Below are 20,796 nucleotides of genomic sequence, written 5' to 3' on the forward strand. Positions count from 1 at the left end.
CAGACTAGTCAATCAACATTTCCTTTTTAGACAGTTTATTCATATATTGAATATGACGTCGTGCCGCATTCATCGACTTTGTCCTGCCGTGATGAAAGAAACAGACGTCTCCATCTGTGTGCTCGGGATGCCTGCCGGCTCTGCCGGCCATTTGGACAAGAGCGCTTTCCGAAAAAACAGCCGACTCTGCCCCCAATACTCCAACCTGTGCTTTTTTGACGGTTACACCTCTTTCCAAAATCGTTGTCGTCACGAGCACCTCAAGCTTACTTTTCCTAAACCGGTTCACTTTTTCATTTCTCTCAGGGTCTTCGGCATAGACTCCTTCTGCGCGAAATGTTTCCTTTTTCAGCAGACTGACCACGGTTTTAAGAACAGGGATAGAGGGAACAAACAGAAAAACCGGATGCTGCAGTTCCTGGTGCTTAAAAAGCCATTTTTTGAGGCGTAAAGGAACTTTTCTTCGTTTCAAACCCCTTTCCCAATTTCCGCACCAAATCAATGTAGGTTCAGGCAGCGGGCTGCGGTGGAATCTTGCGGGAATACGGACGGTGTGCAGCTTTCCGCTCTCAGCCCTTTTCTTCATATCTCTAGAAGGCGTGGCGGTTAAATAGATATGTGCGCTTTGCCGTTTTGCCGATTTTTTAACAGCGTATTGCAGCGTATTATCAATAGAATACGGAAAAGCATCCACTTCATCTATGATGATCACGTCAAATGCTTCTTTATAGCGGAGCAGCTGGTGGGTAGTTGAAATGACAAGCGGCGAGAGAGTTCCAACGTCTGGGCTTCCTCCGTATAAAGCGGCGATTTCCATCCCGGGAAAGGCGTGGCGAAACCGCGGTTCAAGCTCAAGCACAACGTCTGTTCTCGGAGTGGCGATACATACTCTCAAACCGTTGTTCAGCGCGAATTCGATCCCTTGAAAAAGAAGTTCCGTTTTTCCCGATCCGCAAACCGCCCAGATCAACAGCTCTTCTTTCCTGCGTATAGCATCGATAATAGATTTTGCCGCTTTTTCCTGACCGGCTGAAAGTACGCCTTTCCACTCCGTGTAAACAGGCGCCCATTCATGTCTGCCATGTCCACGCCAAGTCAACAGAGACGTACACTCGCTCACCCTGCCCATCATGACACAGGCTCGGCAGTACACGCAGCATTTATTGCACCTATAGCAAGGATATCGAGCGAAACAGAAGCGCTCGTGCTGGCCGCACCTCAAGCAAACAAAGCCTCTCTTCGTTTTTTTAATGCCTTCCTCCGTTTTTATCAGGCCTTCTTCTTGGATATGCCAATCAATGACAGGTTCCGGAAAAGGAAGTTCGCTTTTCAGAAGGTGGCGCTGCTCCAAACATGACCGCAATTCACAGGAATAGGATGCCGGATGTTCGATGTGAATCACCTCCAATCTGCCATTCAGTATCTATCATCCATGTTTTCTTGTAAAACAGTCAAAATCTAAAAATCTCCCTCAAAAACCGTAGAAAAAGAAAAAATCTCCGTTTTGCAAAACGGAGATTGGCTTTTATACTGTATACCAGGCGATACCCATTGCTCCTTCACCAAGGTGGGTGCCGATCACAGGCCCGAAATAGCTTTTATAAAATTCGACATGTGCGTATTGCTGCGACAATTCTTCGATTATTTGATCGGCTTCTTCTTCACGGTTGGCATGAATCACAACCGCTCTCAACGGCTTTCCTTTTTCGGCATCTTCGCCAAAAAGCTCAAATAAACGGTTCATCGCTTTTTTTCTCGTCCGGATTTTTTCGAAGGGAACGATCAGCTTGTTCTCAAAATGCAAAATCGGCTTTACTTTTAAAAGGCTTCCGACAAAAGCCTGGGCGCCGCTCAGGCGTCCTCCCCTTTGCAAATGCGAAAGGTCGTCAACCATAAAATAAGCCCTCATTGAGGTTTTCATATGATCCAAGTGGCGAATGATTTCTTCCGGAGCCGCTCCTTTTTCCGCCATCTCAGCCGCTTCGATCGCATAAAAACCTTGAGCCATGCAGCTGATTTCTGAATCAAACGGATACACTTTAATTCCTTCAAGCATACCGCGTGCTGATACAGCGCTGTTGAATGTTCCGCTGATGCCGCTGGAAAGGTGGATGCTGATGACCGCATCATATGTTTCCCCGAGTTTTTCATAGAGAGAAATCAGCTCGCCGTATGCGGGCTGGGAAGTCGTCGGGAGATTTTCGTGAGCTTTTACTTCTTTGTAATAGTCCTTCCAGCTCATATCGATTTCTTCCCTGTATGAAGTCTCTCCAAAGATCACATTGAGAGGTATCATATAAATATTGTAGCGCTCACGCAGGTCTTTAGGTATATATGCCGTACTGTCTGTTACTACTGCTGTTTTCATGAAATAAACCTTCCTTATGAAAGATACTCTTTTCTATTCTAAAAGAAAAAGCAGCTTTTTTCATTATAAAGTTTGATTTTCTGCTAAAAGAAAAGACCTGCCTTATGGCAAGTCCACCTTTATCTCATTTCTACCCAGCCATTTTTAATGGCTACAACGACAGCCTGCGTTCTGTCGTTTACATTCATTTTTTGAAGGATGTTGCTGACATGGTTTTTAACCGTTTTTTCACTGATAAATAATGATTCGCCGATTCCGCGGTTGCTTTTTCCGTCCGCCAGCATCTGCAGAACCTCGCATTCCCTTCTGGTAAGAATGTGAAGAGGTCTCCGGATTTCCGGATACACTTCATGTTGAGCGTGAGATGATACACCGCTTGTTGCAAGACGGCGGAATTCATTCACAAGATTATGAGTAACCTTAGGATGCAGATAAGATCCGCCTTCAGCCACAACTTTCACGGCTTCGATCAGCGTGTCGGCATCCATTTCTTTCAGCAGATAGCCGCGGGCTCCTGTTTTTAATGCATGTGTAACATAGTTTTCATCGTCATGGATAGATAAAATAATAACCTTTGATTCCGGATACAAGTCGACCAGTTGTTTTGTCGCTTCTACGCCGTTTACATTCGGCATATTAATATCCATGATTACCACATCAGGATGGTAGTGCTCGACAATGCGAGCCGCTTCATCTCCGTCGTCTCCTTCGGCCACTACCTCAAAGGTAGGTTCGAAATCCAAAATCCGTTTGACACCTTCACGGAATAACTGATGATCGTCAATAATTACAATATTTACTTTAGTCACAAGCTACGCCTCCCCATTCTCATTGTTAAACACACCGCTTTTATGGTCAATATGTCTTTTGTCTCTATTTTACAATTATCTTTACAAAGACAGCGGAACTTTAATCAAAATAAATGTCCCAAGACCTATTTTCGAATCGATTGTCATTGAACCTTCGAGCAAATCGACTCTTTCTTTCATACCTAGCAGACCGAAAGATTTGTTCTTCTTGCCTTTAACTTCTTTTAAGTCAAAGCCGTTTCCATTGTCTTTGATAATCAACGTCACAAAATCTTTTGTCACTTCTACTTTAACATGAATCTCAGTTGATTCGGAGTGTTTTAAGGCGTTTGTCACTGCTTCCTGTGCAAGCCGGAAAAGTGCAACCTCAAACCGCGGTGCTATTCTTCTATCTTCGGATTCTCCGATGCATTGGAAATGGATCTTTGCTTTTCCATGATAATCTTCGATCGTGTTCAAGTATTTTCTGAGCGTCGGTATCAATCCCAAATCATCTAAAGCCATCGGTCTTAAATCATAAATGATTCTTCTGACTTCATAAAGAGCATTTCTTACGTTTTGCCGGAGGTTTCTAATTTCCTGAAAGCCTTCTTCTGTTCCTTTGTCTCTGAAGATGCGTTCGATCAGCTCAGATCTCATCATGACGTTGGCCAGCATTTGCGCAGGGCCGTCGTGGATTTCCCTTGAGACCCTTTTTCTTTCTTCCTCTTGGGCTTCGATGATCCGCAGTCCGAAATCCTGTTTGGCCTGCGCATCTTCTAGGAGAACGCCAACCTGGCGCAGATCCTGATTTAAATAGTTTAAGACGACGGTAATCTGGCTGACAAGCCCTTCTGAACGCTCGATGATTTCCTGAAGCCCCAAAAGGCGCCGTTCCAGATCATCACGCTTCTCTCTCAGCTGCTTTTCACGCTGCTGGATCATCGTCAGTTCAACCTGCAGTTTGTGGGCTTTTTCATAAGCTTCGCGAATCTCTTCTTCACTGAATTTATGAAAGTTTCTGCTGACCTCAGACAAGCGGTTTCGCGCATGGCGGGCATGCACTTCCAGCCTGTCTCCAAGATCGATGACTTCGTTGACCTGCTGTTTAATCTGCTTCAGCTCTTCTACCAAGCCTTCATATTGCTGACGGGACTGCTCTCCGATTTGAAAGACCTCATCCTTGCTCCCATCAACCGTTTTTAACATCTTCATAATGATTGAATCTAAAACTTTGGAGTCCATTTTGGAAACACTCACCCATTTTCCCTCCGTAACAGCATTGTCATTTACTTTTATCATAAATTTCATTGAACTGAAATTCGTGTCGAATTATAATGAAAGAATGCGTATTCTGGTTTTTTGGTCTTTTTATGGTTACCGATCCATTTCTATTTAATCATAACAAAATACGCGCCAAAATTCTAAGTCTGTTCGATTTTTAGGAGAACAGCCGCATGGCTTGTCAGGAGGTAAGCAGGCATGCTGCAAAGTTATCTCACTGTTGCAGGTGAAGGGACCCATGAAATCGTGATTGAAAAATCCCGGTTTATATGTCACTTAAGCCGCGTCAGTACTGAAGAAGAAGCACAGAACTTTATCAATCACATAAAAAAGCAGCATTGGAATGCGACGCATAATTGCTCGGCTTACGTCATAGGAGAAAATGATCAAATTCAAAAAGCGAATGATGACGGAGAACCGAGCGGGACAGCTGGAGTTCCGATGCTTGAAGTTTTGAAGAAACGCAACCTTAAAGATACGTGCGCCGTTGTGACGAGGTATTTCGGCGGTATTAAACTCGGCGCTGGAGGGCTGATACGGGCTTATGGAAAATCCGTGTCAGAGGGGCTGAACCATGTCGGCGTTGTCGAACGAAAGCTGATGCGGGTGATGCACACGACAGTGAACTATACATGGCTCGGCAAGCTTGAAAACGAGCTTCGCGAGTCCCCTTATCAAATAAAAGACATTCATTATGCCGACGATGTCGAATTTGAAACGTATGTGAAGGAAAGTGAAAAACAGGCATTTACGGAATGGATAACCGAATTAACAAATGGCAAGAGTGAGAATAGAGAAGGCATTCAAGTTTATTTGGAAGAAGCTTTTAACAATTAAAGGAGAATTATTATATGGCTGAGCGTATTAAAGTGAAAGTGCGAAAAAAAAAGAATAAAAAGAGAAAGCTGATTAAACGGTTTATAGTCCTTATGCTGCTCGCACTTCTCGTAGTCGGCGGAGTGGGCATATATAAAATTATTAACACGATTTCCGCTGCTGACGGCACTTATGATGAGCTTGAGCGCGGAGAGAAGTCAAAGCTCAGGGACGATGTCGTTAATATTCAAAAAAAGCCGTTTTCGATTCTTTTTATGGGTGTTGAAGATTATTCGACAAACGGCGAGCACGGACGGACGGATTCCCTGATTGTCGTGACGCTCGATCCTAAAAAGAAGTCGATGAAAATGCTGAGCATTCCGAGGGACACAAGGGTGCATTTGGCCAGTGACACAACCGGCACAAAAACAAAAATAAATGCGGCCTATGCAAAAGGCGGCAAGGATGAAACAATCGAGACGGTAGAGGACTTCCTCGGAATCCCGATCGATTACTATGCCACAGTCGATTTTGACGGGTTCAAAGATGTCATCGATGAAATCGGCGGAATCGATATTGACGTCCCGTTTGATTTCAGCGAAAAAAGCGATGTCTCCAAATCCAAGAGAATCTATTTTAAAAAAGGGAACATGCATCTAAATGGAGAGGAAGCTCTTGCCTACGCAAGGATGAGAAAACAGGATAAGCGGGGAGACTTCGGGAGAAACGACAGACAAAAGCAAATCTTAAAAGCCGTTCTTGATCAAATCTCAAAACCGCAAAACCTCGCTAAAATTGATAAAATAGCCCAAAAAGCAAGCAAAAACATTCAGACAAACTTCAAAATCACACAGGCTCTGGCGCTTCAGCAAATCTACAGCGGCTTTGCTGGTGATGATATAAAAACATTAAACATCACAGGAAAAGATCTTACGATCGCTGATGTTTACTACTTTGAGCCTGACCAGCAAAACCTTGCAAACGTGCAAAATGAATTGACCCATCACTTGTATCCAGACTCAACCGCTGATTCAAGCGGAACATCGTCTGAATCTTCCGCAACCGCTGACGGGACAGACAGCTCAGCTGAATCGTCTGCTGCTTCTTCTTAATGAAAAAACCTCTTGAAAACTGATGACAGTTTCCAAGAGGTTTTTTAGTTATTAAAATTATTTCTTATATTTATTGACTTCAAACATCAAAATATTATTAAAGACGACATAATCCTTTTTGCTCTCAAATGGTCCTTTATTATTATCATGTTCATCAATTTCATAAAAACCTGGACCCTCACCGGCATCTCTCTGCTTGTACCAACTCAAAAAAGCATTCACTTCTTTCATTGAAAGCTGATACTCCTTTTGAAGGCCGTTTACCATCGTAATAACAAGCAGCGCGTCTCCTTCTTCTGATTGGTCTTTGTCATCTGTTTTGCCTTGGTTGTCGTCATTCGGATTCTTTGAATCTAGTGACAGCATTTCAACAGACCTAAATTTAGAAGTATGCAATAATTTAAGGTTTACACTTTCACTTCCACCTATTGCATATAAATCATTTCCAACAGCAACTGTTGCTGCACCTGCCCGTTTATATTGAAGATTTTGAATTTCCTCTACTGTATCACTTTTTGGATCATATACTTGGACCTTAGAAGTAACAGAATTTTTGCCTATAGCTCCGCCTGCAATATAAATTTTGTTTCCTACCACTGCAGATGATACATAAGTGGCCAGACTTTTTAAGTTACTCTTCTTAACCCAATTGTCTGTTTTTGGATCATATTCATAGATAAAACCTGAAATACCCGAACCACTGTTATGCGTTCCCCCACCTATATAATATATTTTTCCGTTGACAGTAGCAGCTGCTGCACCTGAATTATTTCTAGGTTGACGATATTTTGTTTCCCACTTCTTTGTTGCTGTGTTATACGCAAAATGCGTAGGCATACTTGGCTCTTGTTGAGTAAATAAGTGAATCGTATTATCTATAACAGCCGCTGTAGATAAATAACTTTTTACTGGGGCATCAACCCCACTTTCCCAAGTGTCAGTTTTATAATCATAAATTTCAACTTTTTCAGTGTTTGCATAATTGCTGGTGTTATATGTATTACCACCAATCACATATATTTTATGATCCACAACTGCCACTGCAGCACCTGCTCTTTTGGTAGGCATATCCTTTTTTTGCGTCCACTCATTTGTTTTAGGATCATAAACATATGTTGTGTTAGTCGCTATATTTTCAGATCCGAATCCTCCAATCACATAAATCTTTCCATCAACAACAGCAGTAGCCGCTGCGCTTCTGACCTCCGGTAAATCAGCTTTACTTACCCAGCTCTTCCCGCTGTTTTCCTCTGCTGACGCACTTCCAAACGGCGACAAAACAGCTGAAAACAGAATTACAAACATAAAGAACAGCTTTTTCACAAAAAACACTCCTTATAATAAAATATTCCACCATTTCCTTTATCGTCTAATCAGATGGATATTTAACATTAGCTTGTATTTAAAAGACAAAAAGACCTGATTTCAAAAATGAATGAAATCAGGTCTTTTCTCAATTCCTCTTCACCATCCGCCTGTAAAACTTCGTAAAGGGCTTGTACTGCTCATTTACAAGGCCTGTCACTTCTGCGATGATCTGCATGAACAGGATTAAGCCGAAGATGATGAAGATGGACACCCAGAGCGTCGCGGTTTTTAAAAGAATGGCGCTCAGGCTGAAGACGATGCCAATTAAATAAATGACGATGACGGCTTTCCGATGGGACAGTCCAAAGGCCATTAGCCTGTGGTGAATATGCGATTTGTCGGGCGCCGAAATCGGCTGTTTGTTTAAAATCCGCCTGATGATCGCGAATGTCGTGTCAAATATCGGCACTCCTAATATAATGATTGGAATGACGACGCTGAACAGGGTCACGCTTTTATACAGTCCGAGAAGCGACAGAACCGAGATCACATAGCCCAAGAAGAGCGAGCCCGTGTCTCCCATAAAAATTTTCGCCGGGTGGAAGTTATAGAACAGAAAGCCGATCGTGCTTCCGATGACAACCAGCGACAGAGAGAAGATCAAGATTTTATCGGCAGAAAAAGCCATGACGGCAATCGTCGAAAGGCCGATGACGGATATACCCGCAGCCAGTCCGTCCAATCCGTCGATTAAGTTGATAGCATTGGTGATCCCGACGATCCATAAAATCGTCAGAGGGTATGCGAGCCACCCCAAATCAAAGCGAAGATCCCAAAATGGAATCGATAAAAATTCCATTTTTAAGCCTGTACTGACGATGATGCAGGCTACTAATATTTGAACGATAAATTTAATTCTCGCGCTTAAATTGTGTTTGTCATCTACAATGCCCAAAATGACAATCATAAAAGCACCGAGTGTAATTGCTGTTATTCTGTTTTCATAAAGGCCTCCGGCAAGCGAACCGGTCAATACTCCTATAAAAATGGCTAAACCGCCCATTCTCGGCATTACTTTATCATGTATCTTTCGTTTATCCGGCTGATCCACGACCCCGGATTTGATTGCTAGACGTTTGACAAGCGGAGTAATAATTAAAACAGTAATGAGAGAGACAAAAAACGCAAGTATAGTGCGTTCATAAGACATAAGGAAGTCTCCTTTTTAAATGAAGTCTGGTCGTATTAAAGATCATACCTTTTCATTATACAATTTCATTATTTATTATAACAAGCTCCAGCCAAAAGAAACATCACGAATTAATATCCCCCGCCGCAAATTATGCATCTTTATTCAAGTTCAATTTATCAAGCATCGATAAAAATAAATGATGCCAGTCTCTTTCATGTGCGATCTTTCTGCGCAGTTCCACATGGGAGACATCTTCATGCGCAAGCTCCAGCTCTTCACACAGCGCTGTAAATTCAACGGGGTCGTTTCCTGTTAGATGACGGTAAACGTGTTCCTGTTCAACCTTTTTTGTTGAAGGAAGGTTCATACCGGCGACAGGCTTTCCGGCAGCTAAAAATTCAAACAGCTTTAAAGGGAATACCGCATTATTATATGGCGACGGTTTATACGGCATGATCCCGATATCCACTACATTCATATAAGCCGGTACTTCCGACGGCGCAGCGGGCCCCGTCCAAATGACATTTTCTTCTTCAAGAAGCGCTTTAAAATCTTCGTCTCCGTTTGTCCCGTCAGGACCGACAAATAAAAACGTCCACTCTTTTTTGGTTTTGGCAGCTTCTTTGATGAGCTTAAAATCGAGCTTTGGCTTAATTCCGCCGATAAAGCCGAGGACGGTGCCTTCCCTTCCGTTCAATACATCGGCTTTTTGCTTATTTTCCGCAAACAAGCTGTATTCGACACCATTTTCGATTGTAAAAACCGGCTTTGTTTCTCCTTGAAGCCGGTCAGCTATGTTTTGGTTCAAATATTCGGAAGTGCAAAAAATCATATCGGCTGCATTGATGATTCTGCCTTCGGCTTCAGAAATGACCTTTTGCCTGAATCCTGAGACAAGGCTTTTTTTTCCGCTGATCGGTGCCGCCCACAGGTCACTGCAGTCATAGAAGACCTGATCCCATTGATAAAGTGAGGACAGCATCGGAAAACCGGGGAATGTGTACCATAAGCACACCTTTTCCCCCTGAACGTCTTCTTTCAGCCGGTCAAGCAGCGGCTCCAGCTTGCTTTGATAGAAAACATCCTTGTAGCGGGCAAACCTGAATATTTTCTTTTTCAAGAAATCTTTGACTGCAAATTGCTTGATTCCGTTGTCAAGCAATGTAAATGTCTCTCGGGAAGGATTTTCAGACGGACAGACCCAAATGACTTCCTTCGTCTCCTTGCGGCCGGCCAAAAACTCAGCAAGGCGGTGCCTTCTGTATCTTAGCTGATCCTGCCCCCATTCACCTGTTGCTACTATGACGTGTATGATTTGATCTGCTTTCACTTTCAATCACCTTTTCTGTCAATGCCGTTATAATCTTTTCTTTACTGCGTTCTTAGCGTAATGGAAAAAGCACCATGTCGCTTTCATCAAGTGAAGGCGTTCGATTTCCCTGTACACATACCAGGTTTTTCGCGCTGCCTTCCATTTATTACTGGAGATCGATGTTTCAACGATGCGGTATTCGGCGAGTGGTTCGTTCAGTCCGTATGCCTTGAACCCCCGCTTTAATACGGACAGCCATGTCGCCAAATCCTGACGGGTTCTGATATTCGGCATCCGGATATCACCCGTTTGCTCTCTGTCAATCATTACCGTCAAACAGCCGATAATCGTATTTTTTAATACATCATCATATGTAAGGCTGACGGGTGCATGAATGGTTTTATGAAGCGGTTCGCCGTCTTGGCTGATCAGCTCGTATGCCGTAAATGTGAAAGCGTGCTGATGCTTCCTCATAAAGGCAAGCTGCTTATCCAGCTTTTCTGCTTTCCACACATCATCGCTGTCCAAAAAGGCGACATAGCGCCCTTCGGCTTTGCTGAGCGCTGCATTTCGAGCCGCTGCAGCGCCTTGATTTTCTTTCAGAAAAATGGCATGGATCCGTTCATCATCTTCTTCATAGCGCTTCAAAATGTCTCTTGTCCCATCTGTTGAGCAATCATCGGCAATGATCATTTCCCAGTCGGAAAACGTCTGATTTAAGACGGACTGAATGGTTTTTTCGATAAATTCCTCCGCGTTATAGGAAGGCGTAATGACAGAGATTAAAGGTTTTTGCCTCGTCATGGTCCTGATCCACATCCCCAATTAAAAATTTAACGTTCTCTGAATACTTCCGGAACGACAATGATAAAAAACGACAGCGCTAAACCGATCAGTACGCCTAATACCGCTCTTTTTTTAGGCGACATGCCGGCAGCCTGGTTATCCAGCACGATCAAGGGCTCAATTTCTTCAGCAGCCTTCATATCAAGCTTGCTTGTTTCAAGTTCATACAAAAACCGCTGTTTATCAACTTTGGAATCAGCGCTGACTGTTTCGCCTTCAAGCGCCTTTATATTCTTTTCGATGACTTCTTCCCTTTTTGAAAACAGCGCCTTATCGCCTTTCATATAGGCATCTTTAACTTTTCCTAAAGTATCCAATGTTTTCTGTTTGTCAGGCCCTGTATAACTTAAGTTAAAAAGTGAATCCGTTCTGATTTCAATCGCCAGATCGTCTTTCAACTGCGCCAGATCCTCTTCCGGCATATCCGGGAAAATGTCCTTTAAAAAGGCTTCGTTTTTCAACAGCAGCGGCACCTGCTTTGCATTGTTGTACTTCGCTTCTCCATAGTTCCCGGTTGATATCGTTACAGTAGCCGTGTAATCGGACGGAGCAACGCTCCCCTTCGGCATAAAATAGCCGACAAGACCAAGAATAAGAGGAAGCGCAATAATCGCCACAATAAACTTTTTCACTCTACCAGCAATACGTTTGATTAAATTCATCACATGAATTTCTCCCTGTTTTTAAATTCGATTTTCAAAAATCACCTATACTGTTCGGTTTCATCCGTTCCGCTGACTCTAAAGGTATTAACCGTCGCAATCACAAGGGCGAGAAACACCCAATGGAAATATAGATTCGAGACGGAACTCGGACTGATGCTTGATACAAGGAAGGCGACGAGCGCGGCTGTCAAACCTTCAATGAGAAGCTTGTACCGCTTTCCAAGCGATCTTTTATAATACCGGTAAAGCACGGTTATTAAATAAATGTACATCGTTAAATAACCGAGCATCATCACAACTCCAAAATTCGTCATGATCTCTACGAGCCAGTTATGAACCTCCACGACCCGGTCTGTATCGAACAATGCGTGATGTTCCAAATAATAAGGTACATTGCCGGCGCCAACGCCGAATCCGTAGGTATCCAGCACATAATGCCCGGCGTTTTTCAACAAGTTTGCCCTGGCGACATTGGATGGCAGCGGCTCGCTGAAATCGTGTGTAGTTTGCGGAGCCAAAAAGTATGTATAAAAAGCTCCGGTGATCTTTCCTGCAAACAGTGTGACAAAAGCGATACATCCTGCAGCTGCGGCGATGAGCGCCCATTTTTTAAGCACCTTCGGCAGCAAAATAAACGCATAAACGGCAAGTCCGGCTATAATTCCCAGGATGCTGGCTCTTGATCCTGTCAGGAAAATCAAGTAGGCCGAACAGAACGCAAGGAGCAGCCCCGCTATTTTTAAGTAGCTGTTTTTAATGTTTTTGAAAAAAGATAAATAAAAGAAAAAGCTGATGGATAGAAATGTCGCAAAGTCATTCTGATTGAAAAAGACGGATGTCGGATAGTGCTGTTTATAGTGCGGCCCGTTATAAAGGGTCGAGCTCGGCAGGTGGTTTAATGTAAAGTGGTTGTAAAACCCGATGACCATTAAAAATACGGTCATGACCAACCATATGTAATAAAACGCGAGAATTCGATCCATTTTTTGAAAAAACATAACAATCAGAAAAACAAAAAACATTCCCATTGCCAATAGGAACAGATATTTTACGCCCTCAGTAGCAGACTTGACCCAAAGCAGCGAAATCATTCCATAGCAGAACCAAAACGTGAAAAACATCAGAATGCCTTTAACATGCACCTGCTTCCACTTTTCAAGGTGCTGGCTGCCTTTCAACATTTCCGCTATGAATAAGAATCCTGCCAGAATCAGAAGAATTCGATATGGAAACAGGCTGAAAAAGCCTAATTTAATCGTAAAAAAAGCATTGTTGGCAAAAGTTGCAGCGATGAGCAGATATAATACGGGCATCAGCAATTGCTCGGAAGACAAATACTTCCGGAGCACAATGATCAAAGTCAGCGCAATCAAAATCAGACATGCTAACAAGACTTTTTTTGCATTGGACTGGGCCAATACAACGAATGCTAACCCTGCGGTCAATGCGGCGAGCCAAACCAAAACATTGACCGCGAAACGTTTGAGACTCATTTTGCCCCCTCCTTCCGCTTCTTTCTGGAAAAGGGCTGCCGACATCAGCCAGCAGCCAGTGATTTACGTATTCATTTCTTTTTTATAATATGAAATGGTCTTTTCCAGTCCTTCAGCGAGCGGCATTTTTGGTTCCCAGTTTAAAATTTTCTTTGTTTCTTCATTACTCAGTGTGCTGTGGCGGATATCCCCCGGCCTTTCATCTTGATAAATCGGAGACAGCGCCGAGTTCGTCGCTTTTTTCATCTCTGCAAACAGCTCATTGACCGTGATCGAAAAGCCGTTCGAAACGTTTAAACAAACGTTTGATTGAGCTCTGAGCGCCTTGACGTTGGCGGAAGCCACATCACCGACATATATAAAATCGCGCGATTGTTCTCCGTCTCCAAAAATCACCGGAGCCTTGCCGCTTGTCAGCAAATCGGAGAAAATCGATACGACGCCGCCCTCTCCTTTTGCGTCCTGGCGCGGCCCGTATACATTGCTGTACCGCAAAATGCAATACTCGGTTCCATACAAATCATAGGCCAGCTTTAAATAGTTCTCTACCGTAAGCTTCGTCAGCCCGTAGGGTGAGCCTGGATTTGTTTTATGACGGGTGTCGACAGGCAGATATTCAGGATCTCCATAAACAGCTGCTGATGATGCAAAGACGATCTTTTTCACGCTGCATTCACCCGCTGCCTTAATGATATGGAGCGATCCCCTGATATTGATGTTTTCATCATTTAAAAAATCGCTGACAGACTCCGCCACGCTTACTTGTGCAGCTAAATGAATAATATAATCGGGATCAATGCTTTTGATGACGTCGATGACTTCCGGCTTTGTTATATCCTGCTCATAAAAGTCAACCGCGAGACCTTCGATGTTGGAGCGGTGTCCCGTAGTTAAATTGTCAAGAATTGAAACCCGGTAATTTTCTTTCAGAAGCTGTTCAGCGATATGCGAGCCGATGAATCCGCATCCACCTGTCACTAGTACTTTTTCCATTGATAACACCCCGCGTTTTATACTTTTGTTAAGCTTTTCTCTCCCTGTACTCCAGGGCGGCCAATTGAATGATAAATAAATCCTTCTCTTCTCATATCTTCAAGTTTAAACAAGTTACGTCCATCAATTAGAACAGGACGATTTAAATATGTTTTCAATTTCTTAAAATCCATTTCTTTAACCTGAGGCCAATCTGTCAAAATGAGGCAAGCATCAGTATCTTTTACAGTATCATACAAATCGTTGCTGTATATGGCCTGATCTCCCAGTAAGCGTTCTGCCTCCGGAATTGCAATGGGATCGTATGCTTTAATATGAGCACCAAGGCTTCTCAGCATCGGAATGACATCCAGAGACGGCGCCGAGCGCATATCGTTTGTATTCGGCTTGAATGCCAGCCCAAGAACCGAAATGGTCATGCCGTTTAAATCGCCAAACACATCAAGGAGCTTTTGCACAATGTGGGCGCGCTGCTTTTGATTCGTCTCAATAACGGCTTCAATCATTTTAAAAGGATAGCCGACTGACTTCGCAATGTGCAATAAAGCCATTGTATCTTTAGGGAAGCAAGAGCCGCCAAAGCCGATTCCGGCTTTCAAAAATTTATTGCCGATTCTGCTGTCCAATCCGACACCTTCAGACACCTTTGATACATCAGCTCCGACCCTTTCGCAAATATTCGCGATATCATTAATGAACGAGATCTTTGTAGCCAAAAATGCATTTGCAGCGTATTTAATCATTTCTGCACTTTCAAGGTTAGACTTGACGATTTTCGTTTGAAAAGGCTTATGGAGCTCTTCAATAATCGCAGCAGCCTTTTCGCTTGTCGCACCGATGACGGCTCTTTCCATATTCATCGTATCGTAAATAGCTGTTCCTTCACGAAGAAACTCAGGGTTTGAAACGACATCAAACGGATGTTTGCCATTGGTATGCTGCTCGATAATGGATTGGACAAGCTTTCCTGTCCCAACAGGAACTGTACTTTTGTTAACAATGACTTTATATCCGTTTAAATATTTTCCAATCGTTTCAGCAACTTCTTTTACGTATTTCAGGTCTGCCTCTCCATTTTCTGACATCGGTGTCCCGACTGCTATATAGATAATTTCCGAATCTTTTATCGCCTTGGGAATGTCAGTTGAAAAGAACAAACGGTTATCATTCACATTTTTATCCACAAGCTCTTGCAGGCCGCGCTCATAAATTGGCATAATACCTGCAGAGAGACTCCTAATTTTTTCGGCATCTATATCACAACAGACAACCGAATTTCCAATCTCAGCAAAGCAAGTTCCAGATACCAGCCCAACATATCCTGTTCCAATAACAGCGATTCTTTTCAATATCATCATTCCCCTTCCTTAAGCTAACCCTTCAATCCAATAGCTTTATTAGGCGATGATTTTTATTTCTATCTTAATAAAAACCAGGCGTCTCTCTTCTCTTATATTTTTCATCATGGACGCAATGTTGCTGCTTTAAACAAAGCCTTTATTAGATTTTATTCTAGATTTCTCGTACAGATTTAATTTTTTTCCCGACGCCATAAATCTTCATACTTCTCTTTTAATGCTTTAGCATTTTTACTTGCATCATAATCCTTGCACACAGTTTGATACAGCTCCTCAGCAATGTTTTTCCTCCATTCTCCCTCCTCCATATATACCTTAACCGCTTTTATTATATTGGAGACAGAGCGCGGCTTGATCAACAGATGTTCGTGTTTTCCGAATAAAGACGGAACCCCTCCGACCGCCGTACAAAGCACCGGAACCTTGAGGGCGAGCGCTTCAATGACGACAGTCGGCATCCCCTCAGAATACGAAGGAAGCACAAACAGATCTGATGCAGCCAGATATTCTGATATCTCATGGTTTGCGACCTGCCCCGTCAATATCGCTTTTTCACCGGCGGTTTGACGAATGTGCTGCTTCTCCGGTCCGTCGCCGATAAACACAGCTCTGTAGCTGTCATCAAGCTGCCTGACCGCTTCCGCCAGCTCGGCTACTCCTTTTCCTTTCACCAAGCGGCCGACGAACGTCAGCAATTTTTTGTCTTTCGGCAGGCCGAATTTCTCCCTCAATTCAAATGTTGAAGCGGAGGGTTTTTGAAACCGGTCCAGGTTGACGCCGATAGGAAGAACCGAGCATTCAGCACCGGTCATTTCTTTTGTTTTGGCTTTCAGCTCATCGCTGACAGCCAGAACTTTTGCCGCGGAATGCACAGCTGTTTCAAATGCTCGAAATGCACCTTTGCTGTATTGGGGATAAATATTGACATCGCTTCCGTGCAAAGTCAGAACATAAGGAACTTTCAGCCTCTGTGAAACAACGGCAGCGGCACCCCCGGATGGCATCGCGAAATGGGCATGGATAAGATCCGGCGCAAGCCCGTGCTTCTCGATCGTCCTCAATACGGACTTTGCAATCCGGCGATGCGGCTGAGCCCATTTTAGCTGTCCAGGCAGAGCCGTATACGGCGGTCTGTAGACCGGGATGCCTTTTCTTTCTTCATATTCCGGGACTGTTCGTGCTTGACGGTATTTTTTTTTCAGCAGCCTGAGGGGAGCAGGGTTCACAGGTGATGGACATATGACCGCCACATCAACGCCCTGCATCTGCAGCGCCTGAACCTGTGTTTCATGAAAAACGCCTTCTCCCGGTTTTTGACTGCTTGGATAAACACTGGTAATCCAAAGAACCTTCAATGATGAAACGCCCTTTCTGCTGTCATCTTCTTAATTGGATCTTCATAGCCCGCCGATAAAATTTACTGACCAGAAAACCGTAAAAAATTCCGCTGATTCCGACGGAAACTGCCAGCTGAAGCATGGCGCCGTGAAGCAGATGTCTGCTGCCGACGCTCAAGACAAGAGCCAGCAATGCCATGAGCAGTGTCAAGGCCAGCGGTTTTCCAACGGTTCTAAAATATTCGCCCATCTTCAGCTGGATGACATATTTGAGCAGCCATCTGCCGATAAAGAAATTGATCAAGCTGATCGCTGCATAGGTCCAGGCGGTGATCGTCAAATCCTTCGTTAATACCGCCGCATAAAGAGACAGCCCGTAAAGGAGCATGATCCCGCTGTCCCAATAAAATGCCAGGTCTGCTCTCCCCTTCGCCAGCAAAACCGATCCGTTCGGATTCATCAAAACCCTGAGCAGCCCGACAATCGCGAGGATATTCAGAACCGGTACGGCCTGCAGCCATTTTTCTCCGAAGACGACTTCAATAAATAAATCTGAAACAGTCATCAGTCCGATCAGAAGCGGGAATGAAATCAGCGAGAGAAGCTTTGTCATATTTAAAAAGCCTTCGCGCAGCGTTTGATTGTTCCCTTGATTCTTTGAGAAGACGGGAAACGCTACCCGTGTCACGATCGGATTGATTTTTAATACGGGAATCGTAATAATTTGATACGCCAGGTTATAGATTCCCAATGCTTCCGCACCGAGAAACCGTCCGATCAAAATCATGTCGATATTGGCGCCAAGCCTGTTTACAAGCCTTGAAGCGAGCTGAAACGCGCCGAACGAGAAAAATTCTTTCACTTCCCCCAACGCAAAGACGAGAGATGGACGCCATTTTTTTAAATATACAGCAAAAAACATGATGCCTTTAACCGAATTAAGAAAAACTTGTGACAATGCATAGGCCACAATCGGATCCATCAGAAAAACCAAAACGAGCAGGAGCACAAATGACAAAACGGTGACACCCGCTTCTATTTTGCTCAGCACATTAAACTTCAGATCTTTTTGCAGCATATATTGATACTGCTGGCCGACCGGGGCGATCAAAAACATGACGGCCAAAATCCGCACAAGAAAAACCAGTTCGTCCCGCTGATAAAAGTCTGCGATGAACGGACTCAGGAAAAAGAGGCCGATAAACAAAAGGATGCCCGTTAGGATATTCAGCCAATATAAGGTCGATAATTGGCGTTCACTGATGTTCTCCTTTTGAATTAAAGCGGCCCCGAATCCCATATCGAGTACAATTTGTGTAAAAATCGTTACGGTGGTCAGCATTCCGACCAAACCGAATTCGGCAATTGTCATGATATTGCCGAGCAGTGCAAACTGTATAATTTGAATGACCGTGACGATCAAAGTTGAAACACTTGTCCATTTTGCACCGCTTAATATTTGTTTCGTAATGGTAGACATAGCATATTCCTAACTTCCTCGTATTATCTGGCTCCTTCGCCGGTTAATACTACTTTAATCGTTTTCAGCATAACCTTCAAATCGAGAAGAAACGTTAAATTCCGAATGTAATACAGATCGTGCACCAATTTTTCTCTCGGACCGATATCATAGCCTCCGTTTACCTGTGCAAGTCCCGTTAACCCAGGCTTAACAATTAAGCGGTTTTTAAATCCCGGAATTTCATGGTGAAACTGAGCGGTAAACATCGGTCTTTCAGGCCTTGGTCCCACAAGGCTCATATCTCCGGCCAGAACATTGATCAGCTGCGGAAGTTCATCGATTCTTGTTCTTCTTATAAAAGACCCGACTGCAGTGATGCGCGGATCATCCTTCTGCGCCCATTTCGCACCGGATTTTTCGGCATCGATTCTCATAGAGCGCAATTTAATCAGCTTAAAGTGCTTCCCGTCTTTTCCAACGCGTTCCTGGCGGTAAAAAGGCGATCCAGGAGTCTCTATAGAAATCAAAATACAGAATAACAGAATCACCGGCAGTGTAATGGCGAGACCGATGAGTGATAGGACGATATCCATTGCCCGTTTGATATTCAAATATCGCACTGCTTTTTCAGATAGAGCACAAGAATAGATATGCTGGCTTGAGTATTCATTATACATTCTTAAGCTTTTGTCCATACTCACTGACATACACCTCACGATTGGTTTGGTTCTTCTTTGTGATCTCTGCGTCAGTGTAGCATATGAACGTAAACCCATTGTAAAGGGCTTGTTAAAGAGTATTAATTGTGTGATTTTTCGGTAAGTTTGTTTATTTTTCTTTAAACATTAATCACTGTCCGCTCCTTTTTGTTGAATTAATGGAATAATCATACTATATTTCAATATATAAAAAAAGAAGCCGAAGTTCGGCTCCTTTTTTCACATAAAGGACTCACAAGCCCTCCTTTTATCTATAGTATGCTGAAACAGCATCATTGATTCCTTTTGCTGCTTTATCCTTTAGCGTAGCGCTTTTTAATTTGCTTGCGTCAGACGAATTCGTGATAAAAGCGGTTTCTATTAAAACGCTCGGCATTTTCGAATACTTAATCACATAGAACCCTGCTGTTTTCACGCCTCTGTCTCTTGTTCCAAACGCGCTGACGACCCTCGGTTGAACTAATTCAGCAAGCCGCTGGCTGTTGGCGCTTTGATATGTTTTGTCATAATACGTCTCAGTGCCTTGTGATGAAGATGTATATGAATTGGCATGAATGCTGATGAACAGATCGACATTCGCATTGGCGCCTTTTTTCACCCGTTCTTCAAGCGAATAGAACGTATCGTTTGACCGTGACATTACCGGAATAGCTCCTGCGCTGTTCAGTTTGCTGTTTAGCCGTTTAGCAATATCCAGGTTGACGTCCTTTTCCTGCAGACCGTTGCCGATTGCACCAGGATCCTGATCCCCGTGCCCCGGATCGATGAAAATCGTTTTACCGACTGCCGGATTTTTAAGCTGGGTCATAACCTTTGAGGTGACAGAAGAAGTTCCCCCAACAACAGAGAAGTTTTTGATATTTTTATTGCCGATAAAAGCTCTCGGCTCTTTCGATAAATTTTCCCCGTTTGTCAGGATGATCGCTTTATTTTGTTTCGCAGCAAGAGCTGCTCCGGCGATAGAGTCAGCATAAGAATACCCATTGCTGACGTAAGTATTACTTGTATTTAGAGTAAGCTTTTTTGCAATATTCACAGAAATGTCGTAGCGGTTTACTCCTCCGATTCTGATCGGCGATGGGAGTCTTTTATATAATGTGCTGTTTATACTGCCATTTCCTCCGATAACATATGTCTGTTTAATCCCTTTGCTTTTGAGCGCATCAGCTGTATAACTATTGAGTGTACTGTTATTTGTAAACAAGATTGGATAGCCATTTTTAGCCGCATAAGGTATGATGGCTATCGGTTCGGCATACAAAAAGCCATTTGCGACAATCGCTTTTGAAGTGCTCGGCATGGATTTTGCCACTTTTGCTGCCGTATCATACCGGTTTTTCCCGACAATTCTTTTGACAGTGATTCCAAGACTTTTAATTTGATTTTCTACTGTATAGGATACGGTTGATGTCCCGCCAATGATATAAACGGTTTTTGTCTTTAATTCTTTTAAACGAGATTTTGTCTCGCTTGACAGATTATTTGCATTTGTTAATAAAAGCGGCGCATTTTTTTGATAGGCAAACGGCGCCGCAGAAATAGCATCCGCATAAGCTCCTCCGCCTACAATGACTGCGGTGCTGGCGGTTGACCAGCCTTTTTTTGATGCTTGCACCGCTGTATCATATCGATTTTTTCCTGCAATTCTGTTTGCTGTGTTGTCTGCAAGAGCAGAAGGTATAAAAAGGATGAGTCCTAAAAAACTAAATGTTAGGACTTTTAATAAAGATCGCAATATCTTCC

At 43.4% G+C, this 20,796-nt stretch carries 18 protein-coding genes; 2 read left to right on the plus strand and 16 right to left on the minus strand.

All coding sequences use genetic code 11. From position 1 onward, the window contains the following. Positions 1 to 4: 4 nt before the first annotated feature. The 4 genes from MHB72_RS19420 to MHB72_RS19435 form a co-directional block, all read right to left on the minus strand. Positions 5 to 1,402: a DEAD/DEAH box helicase gene (locus MHB72_RS19420; RefSeq protein WP_216919424.1), complete on the minus strand. Its 1,398-nt coding sequence runs from the start codon at positions 1,400 to 1,402 to the stop codon at positions 5 to 7. Positions 1,403 to 1,525: 123 nt separating this feature from the next. After that, positions 1,526 to 2,368, minus strand: a complete 843-nt coding sequence (locus MHB72_RS19425; protein ID WP_020453118.1) for a DegV family protein — start codon at positions 2,366 to 2,368, stop codon at positions 1,526 to 1,528. A 119-nt stretch (positions 2,369 to 2,487) separates the two neighbouring features. Further along, complete coding sequence (gene degU / locus MHB72_RS19430; RefSeq protein ID WP_003185730.1) at positions 2,488 to 3,177, minus strand: two-component system response regulator DegU; 690 nt, start codon at positions 3,175 to 3,177, stop codon at positions 2,488 to 2,490. Between the two features lie 81 nt (positions 3,178 to 3,258). After that, complete coding sequence (locus tag MHB72_RS19435; protein WP_020453119.1) at positions 3,259 to 4,416, minus strand: sensor histidine kinase; 1,158 nt, start codon at positions 4,414 to 4,416, stop codon at positions 3,259 to 3,261. Between the two features lie 222 nt (positions 4,417 to 4,638). On the opposite strand from MHB72_RS19435, the gene MHB72_RS19440 reads away from it, so the two are divergent. After that, positions 4,639 to 5,277 (plus strand): YigZ family protein, encoded by a 639-nt coding sequence (locus tag MHB72_RS19440; protein WP_023856394.1) that lies wholly within the window; start codon positions 4,639 to 4,641, stop codon positions 5,275 to 5,277. 14 nt (positions 5,278 to 5,291) lie between these two features. Next, positions 5,292 to 6,368 carry an LCP family protein gene (locus MHB72_RS19445; RefSeq protein WP_144497831.1) on the plus strand — a complete coding sequence of 359 codons (1,077 nt, stop codon included), beginning with the start codon at positions 5,292 to 5,294 and terminating at the stop codon, positions 6,366 to 6,368. A 57-nt stretch (positions 6,369 to 6,425) separates the two neighbouring features. Here MHB72_RS19445 and MHB72_RS19450 read toward each other — a convergent pair whose 3' ends face one another. From MHB72_RS19450 to MHB72_RS19505, 12 genes are all read right to left on the minus strand, one after another. Next, positions 6,426 to 7,691, minus strand: a complete 1,266-nt coding sequence (locus MHB72_RS19450) for a Kelch repeat-containing protein (protein WP_340903678.1) — start codon at positions 7,689 to 7,691, stop codon at positions 6,426 to 6,428. Between the two features lie 130 nt (positions 7,692 to 7,821). After that, entirely contained in the window at positions 7,822 to 8,886 is a 1,065-nt protein-coding gene (locus MHB72_RS19455; protein ID WP_025810697.1) for a glycosyltransferase family 4 protein, read from the minus strand. Positions 8,887 to 9,016: 130 nt separating this feature from the next. Further along, positions 9,017 to 10,204: a teichuronic acid biosynthesis protein TuaH gene (gene tuaH / locus MHB72_RS19460; RefSeq protein WP_224066736.1), complete on the minus strand. Its 1,188-nt coding sequence runs from the start codon at positions 10,202 to 10,204 to the stop codon at positions 9,017 to 9,019. Between the two features lie 21 nt (positions 10,205 to 10,225). Continuing rightward, the gene (tuaG, locus tag MHB72_RS19465) at positions 10,226 to 10,984 is read right to left on the minus strand and encodes a teichuronic acid biosynthesis protein TuaG (protein WP_106071066.1); all 759 of its coding nucleotides are present in this window, start codon (positions 10,982 to 10,984) and stop codon (positions 10,226 to 10,228) included. Between the two features lie 29 nt (positions 10,985 to 11,013). Continuing rightward, positions 11,014 to 11,688, minus strand: coding sequence for a teichuronic acid biosynthesis protein TuaF (gene tuaF, locus MHB72_RS19470; RefSeq protein ID WP_128822153.1), 675 nt, complete (start codon positions 11,686 to 11,688; stop codon positions 11,014 to 11,016). A 41-nt stretch (positions 11,689 to 11,729) separates the two neighbouring features. Then, positions 11,730 to 13,184: a teichuronic acid biosynthesis protein TuaE gene (gene tuaE / locus MHB72_RS19475; RefSeq protein WP_216919422.1), complete on the minus strand. Its 1,455-nt coding sequence runs from the start codon at positions 13,182 to 13,184 to the stop codon at positions 11,730 to 11,732. 63 nt (positions 13,185 to 13,247) lie between these two features. After that, a complete protein-coding gene (locus MHB72_RS19480; protein ID WP_023856402.1) occupies positions 13,248 to 14,177 on the minus strand; it encodes an NAD-dependent epimerase/dehydratase family protein in 930 nt (309 codons plus the stop codon). A 17-nt stretch (positions 14,178 to 14,194) separates the two neighbouring features. After that, positions 14,195 to 15,526 carry a UDP-glucose 6-dehydrogenase TuaD gene (tuaD, locus tag MHB72_RS19485; protein ID WP_023856403.1) on the minus strand — a complete coding sequence of 444 codons (1,332 nt, stop codon included), beginning with the start codon at positions 15,524 to 15,526 and terminating at the stop codon, positions 14,195 to 14,197. Positions 15,527 to 15,708: 182 nt separating this feature from the next. Then, complete coding sequence (gene tuaC, locus MHB72_RS19490) at positions 15,709 to 16,890, minus strand: teichuronic acid biosynthesis protein TuaC (RefSeq protein ID WP_023856404.1); 1,182 nt, start codon at positions 16,888 to 16,890, stop codon at positions 15,709 to 15,711. A 22-nt stretch (positions 16,891 to 16,912) separates the two neighbouring features. Beyond that, on the minus strand, positions 16,913 to 18,352 hold the full coding sequence (gene tuaB, locus MHB72_RS19495) for a teichuronic acid biosynthesis protein TuaB (protein WP_216919420.1): 1,440 nt from the start codon (positions 18,350 to 18,352) through the stop codon (positions 16,913 to 16,915). Positions 18,353 to 18,375: 23 nt separating this feature from the next. After that, the gene (locus MHB72_RS19500; protein ID WP_206761246.1) at positions 18,376 to 19,011 is read right to left on the minus strand and encodes a sugar transferase; all 636 of its coding nucleotides are present in this window, start codon (positions 19,009 to 19,011) and stop codon (positions 18,376 to 18,378) included. 289 nt (positions 19,012 to 19,300) lie between these two features. Further along, a complete protein-coding gene (locus MHB72_RS19505) occupies positions 19,301 to 20,788 on the minus strand; it encodes a cell wall-binding repeat-containing protein (RefSeq protein WP_216919417.1) in 1,488 nt (495 codons plus the stop codon). Between the last annotated feature and the right edge of the window lie 8 nt (positions 20,789 to 20,796).

The sequence above is a fragment of the Bacillus sp. FSL K6-1284 genome (assembly GCF_038002625.1).
Taxonomy (GTDB): Bacteria; Bacillota; Bacilli; order Bacillales; family Bacillaceae; genus Bacillus; species Bacillus paralicheniformis.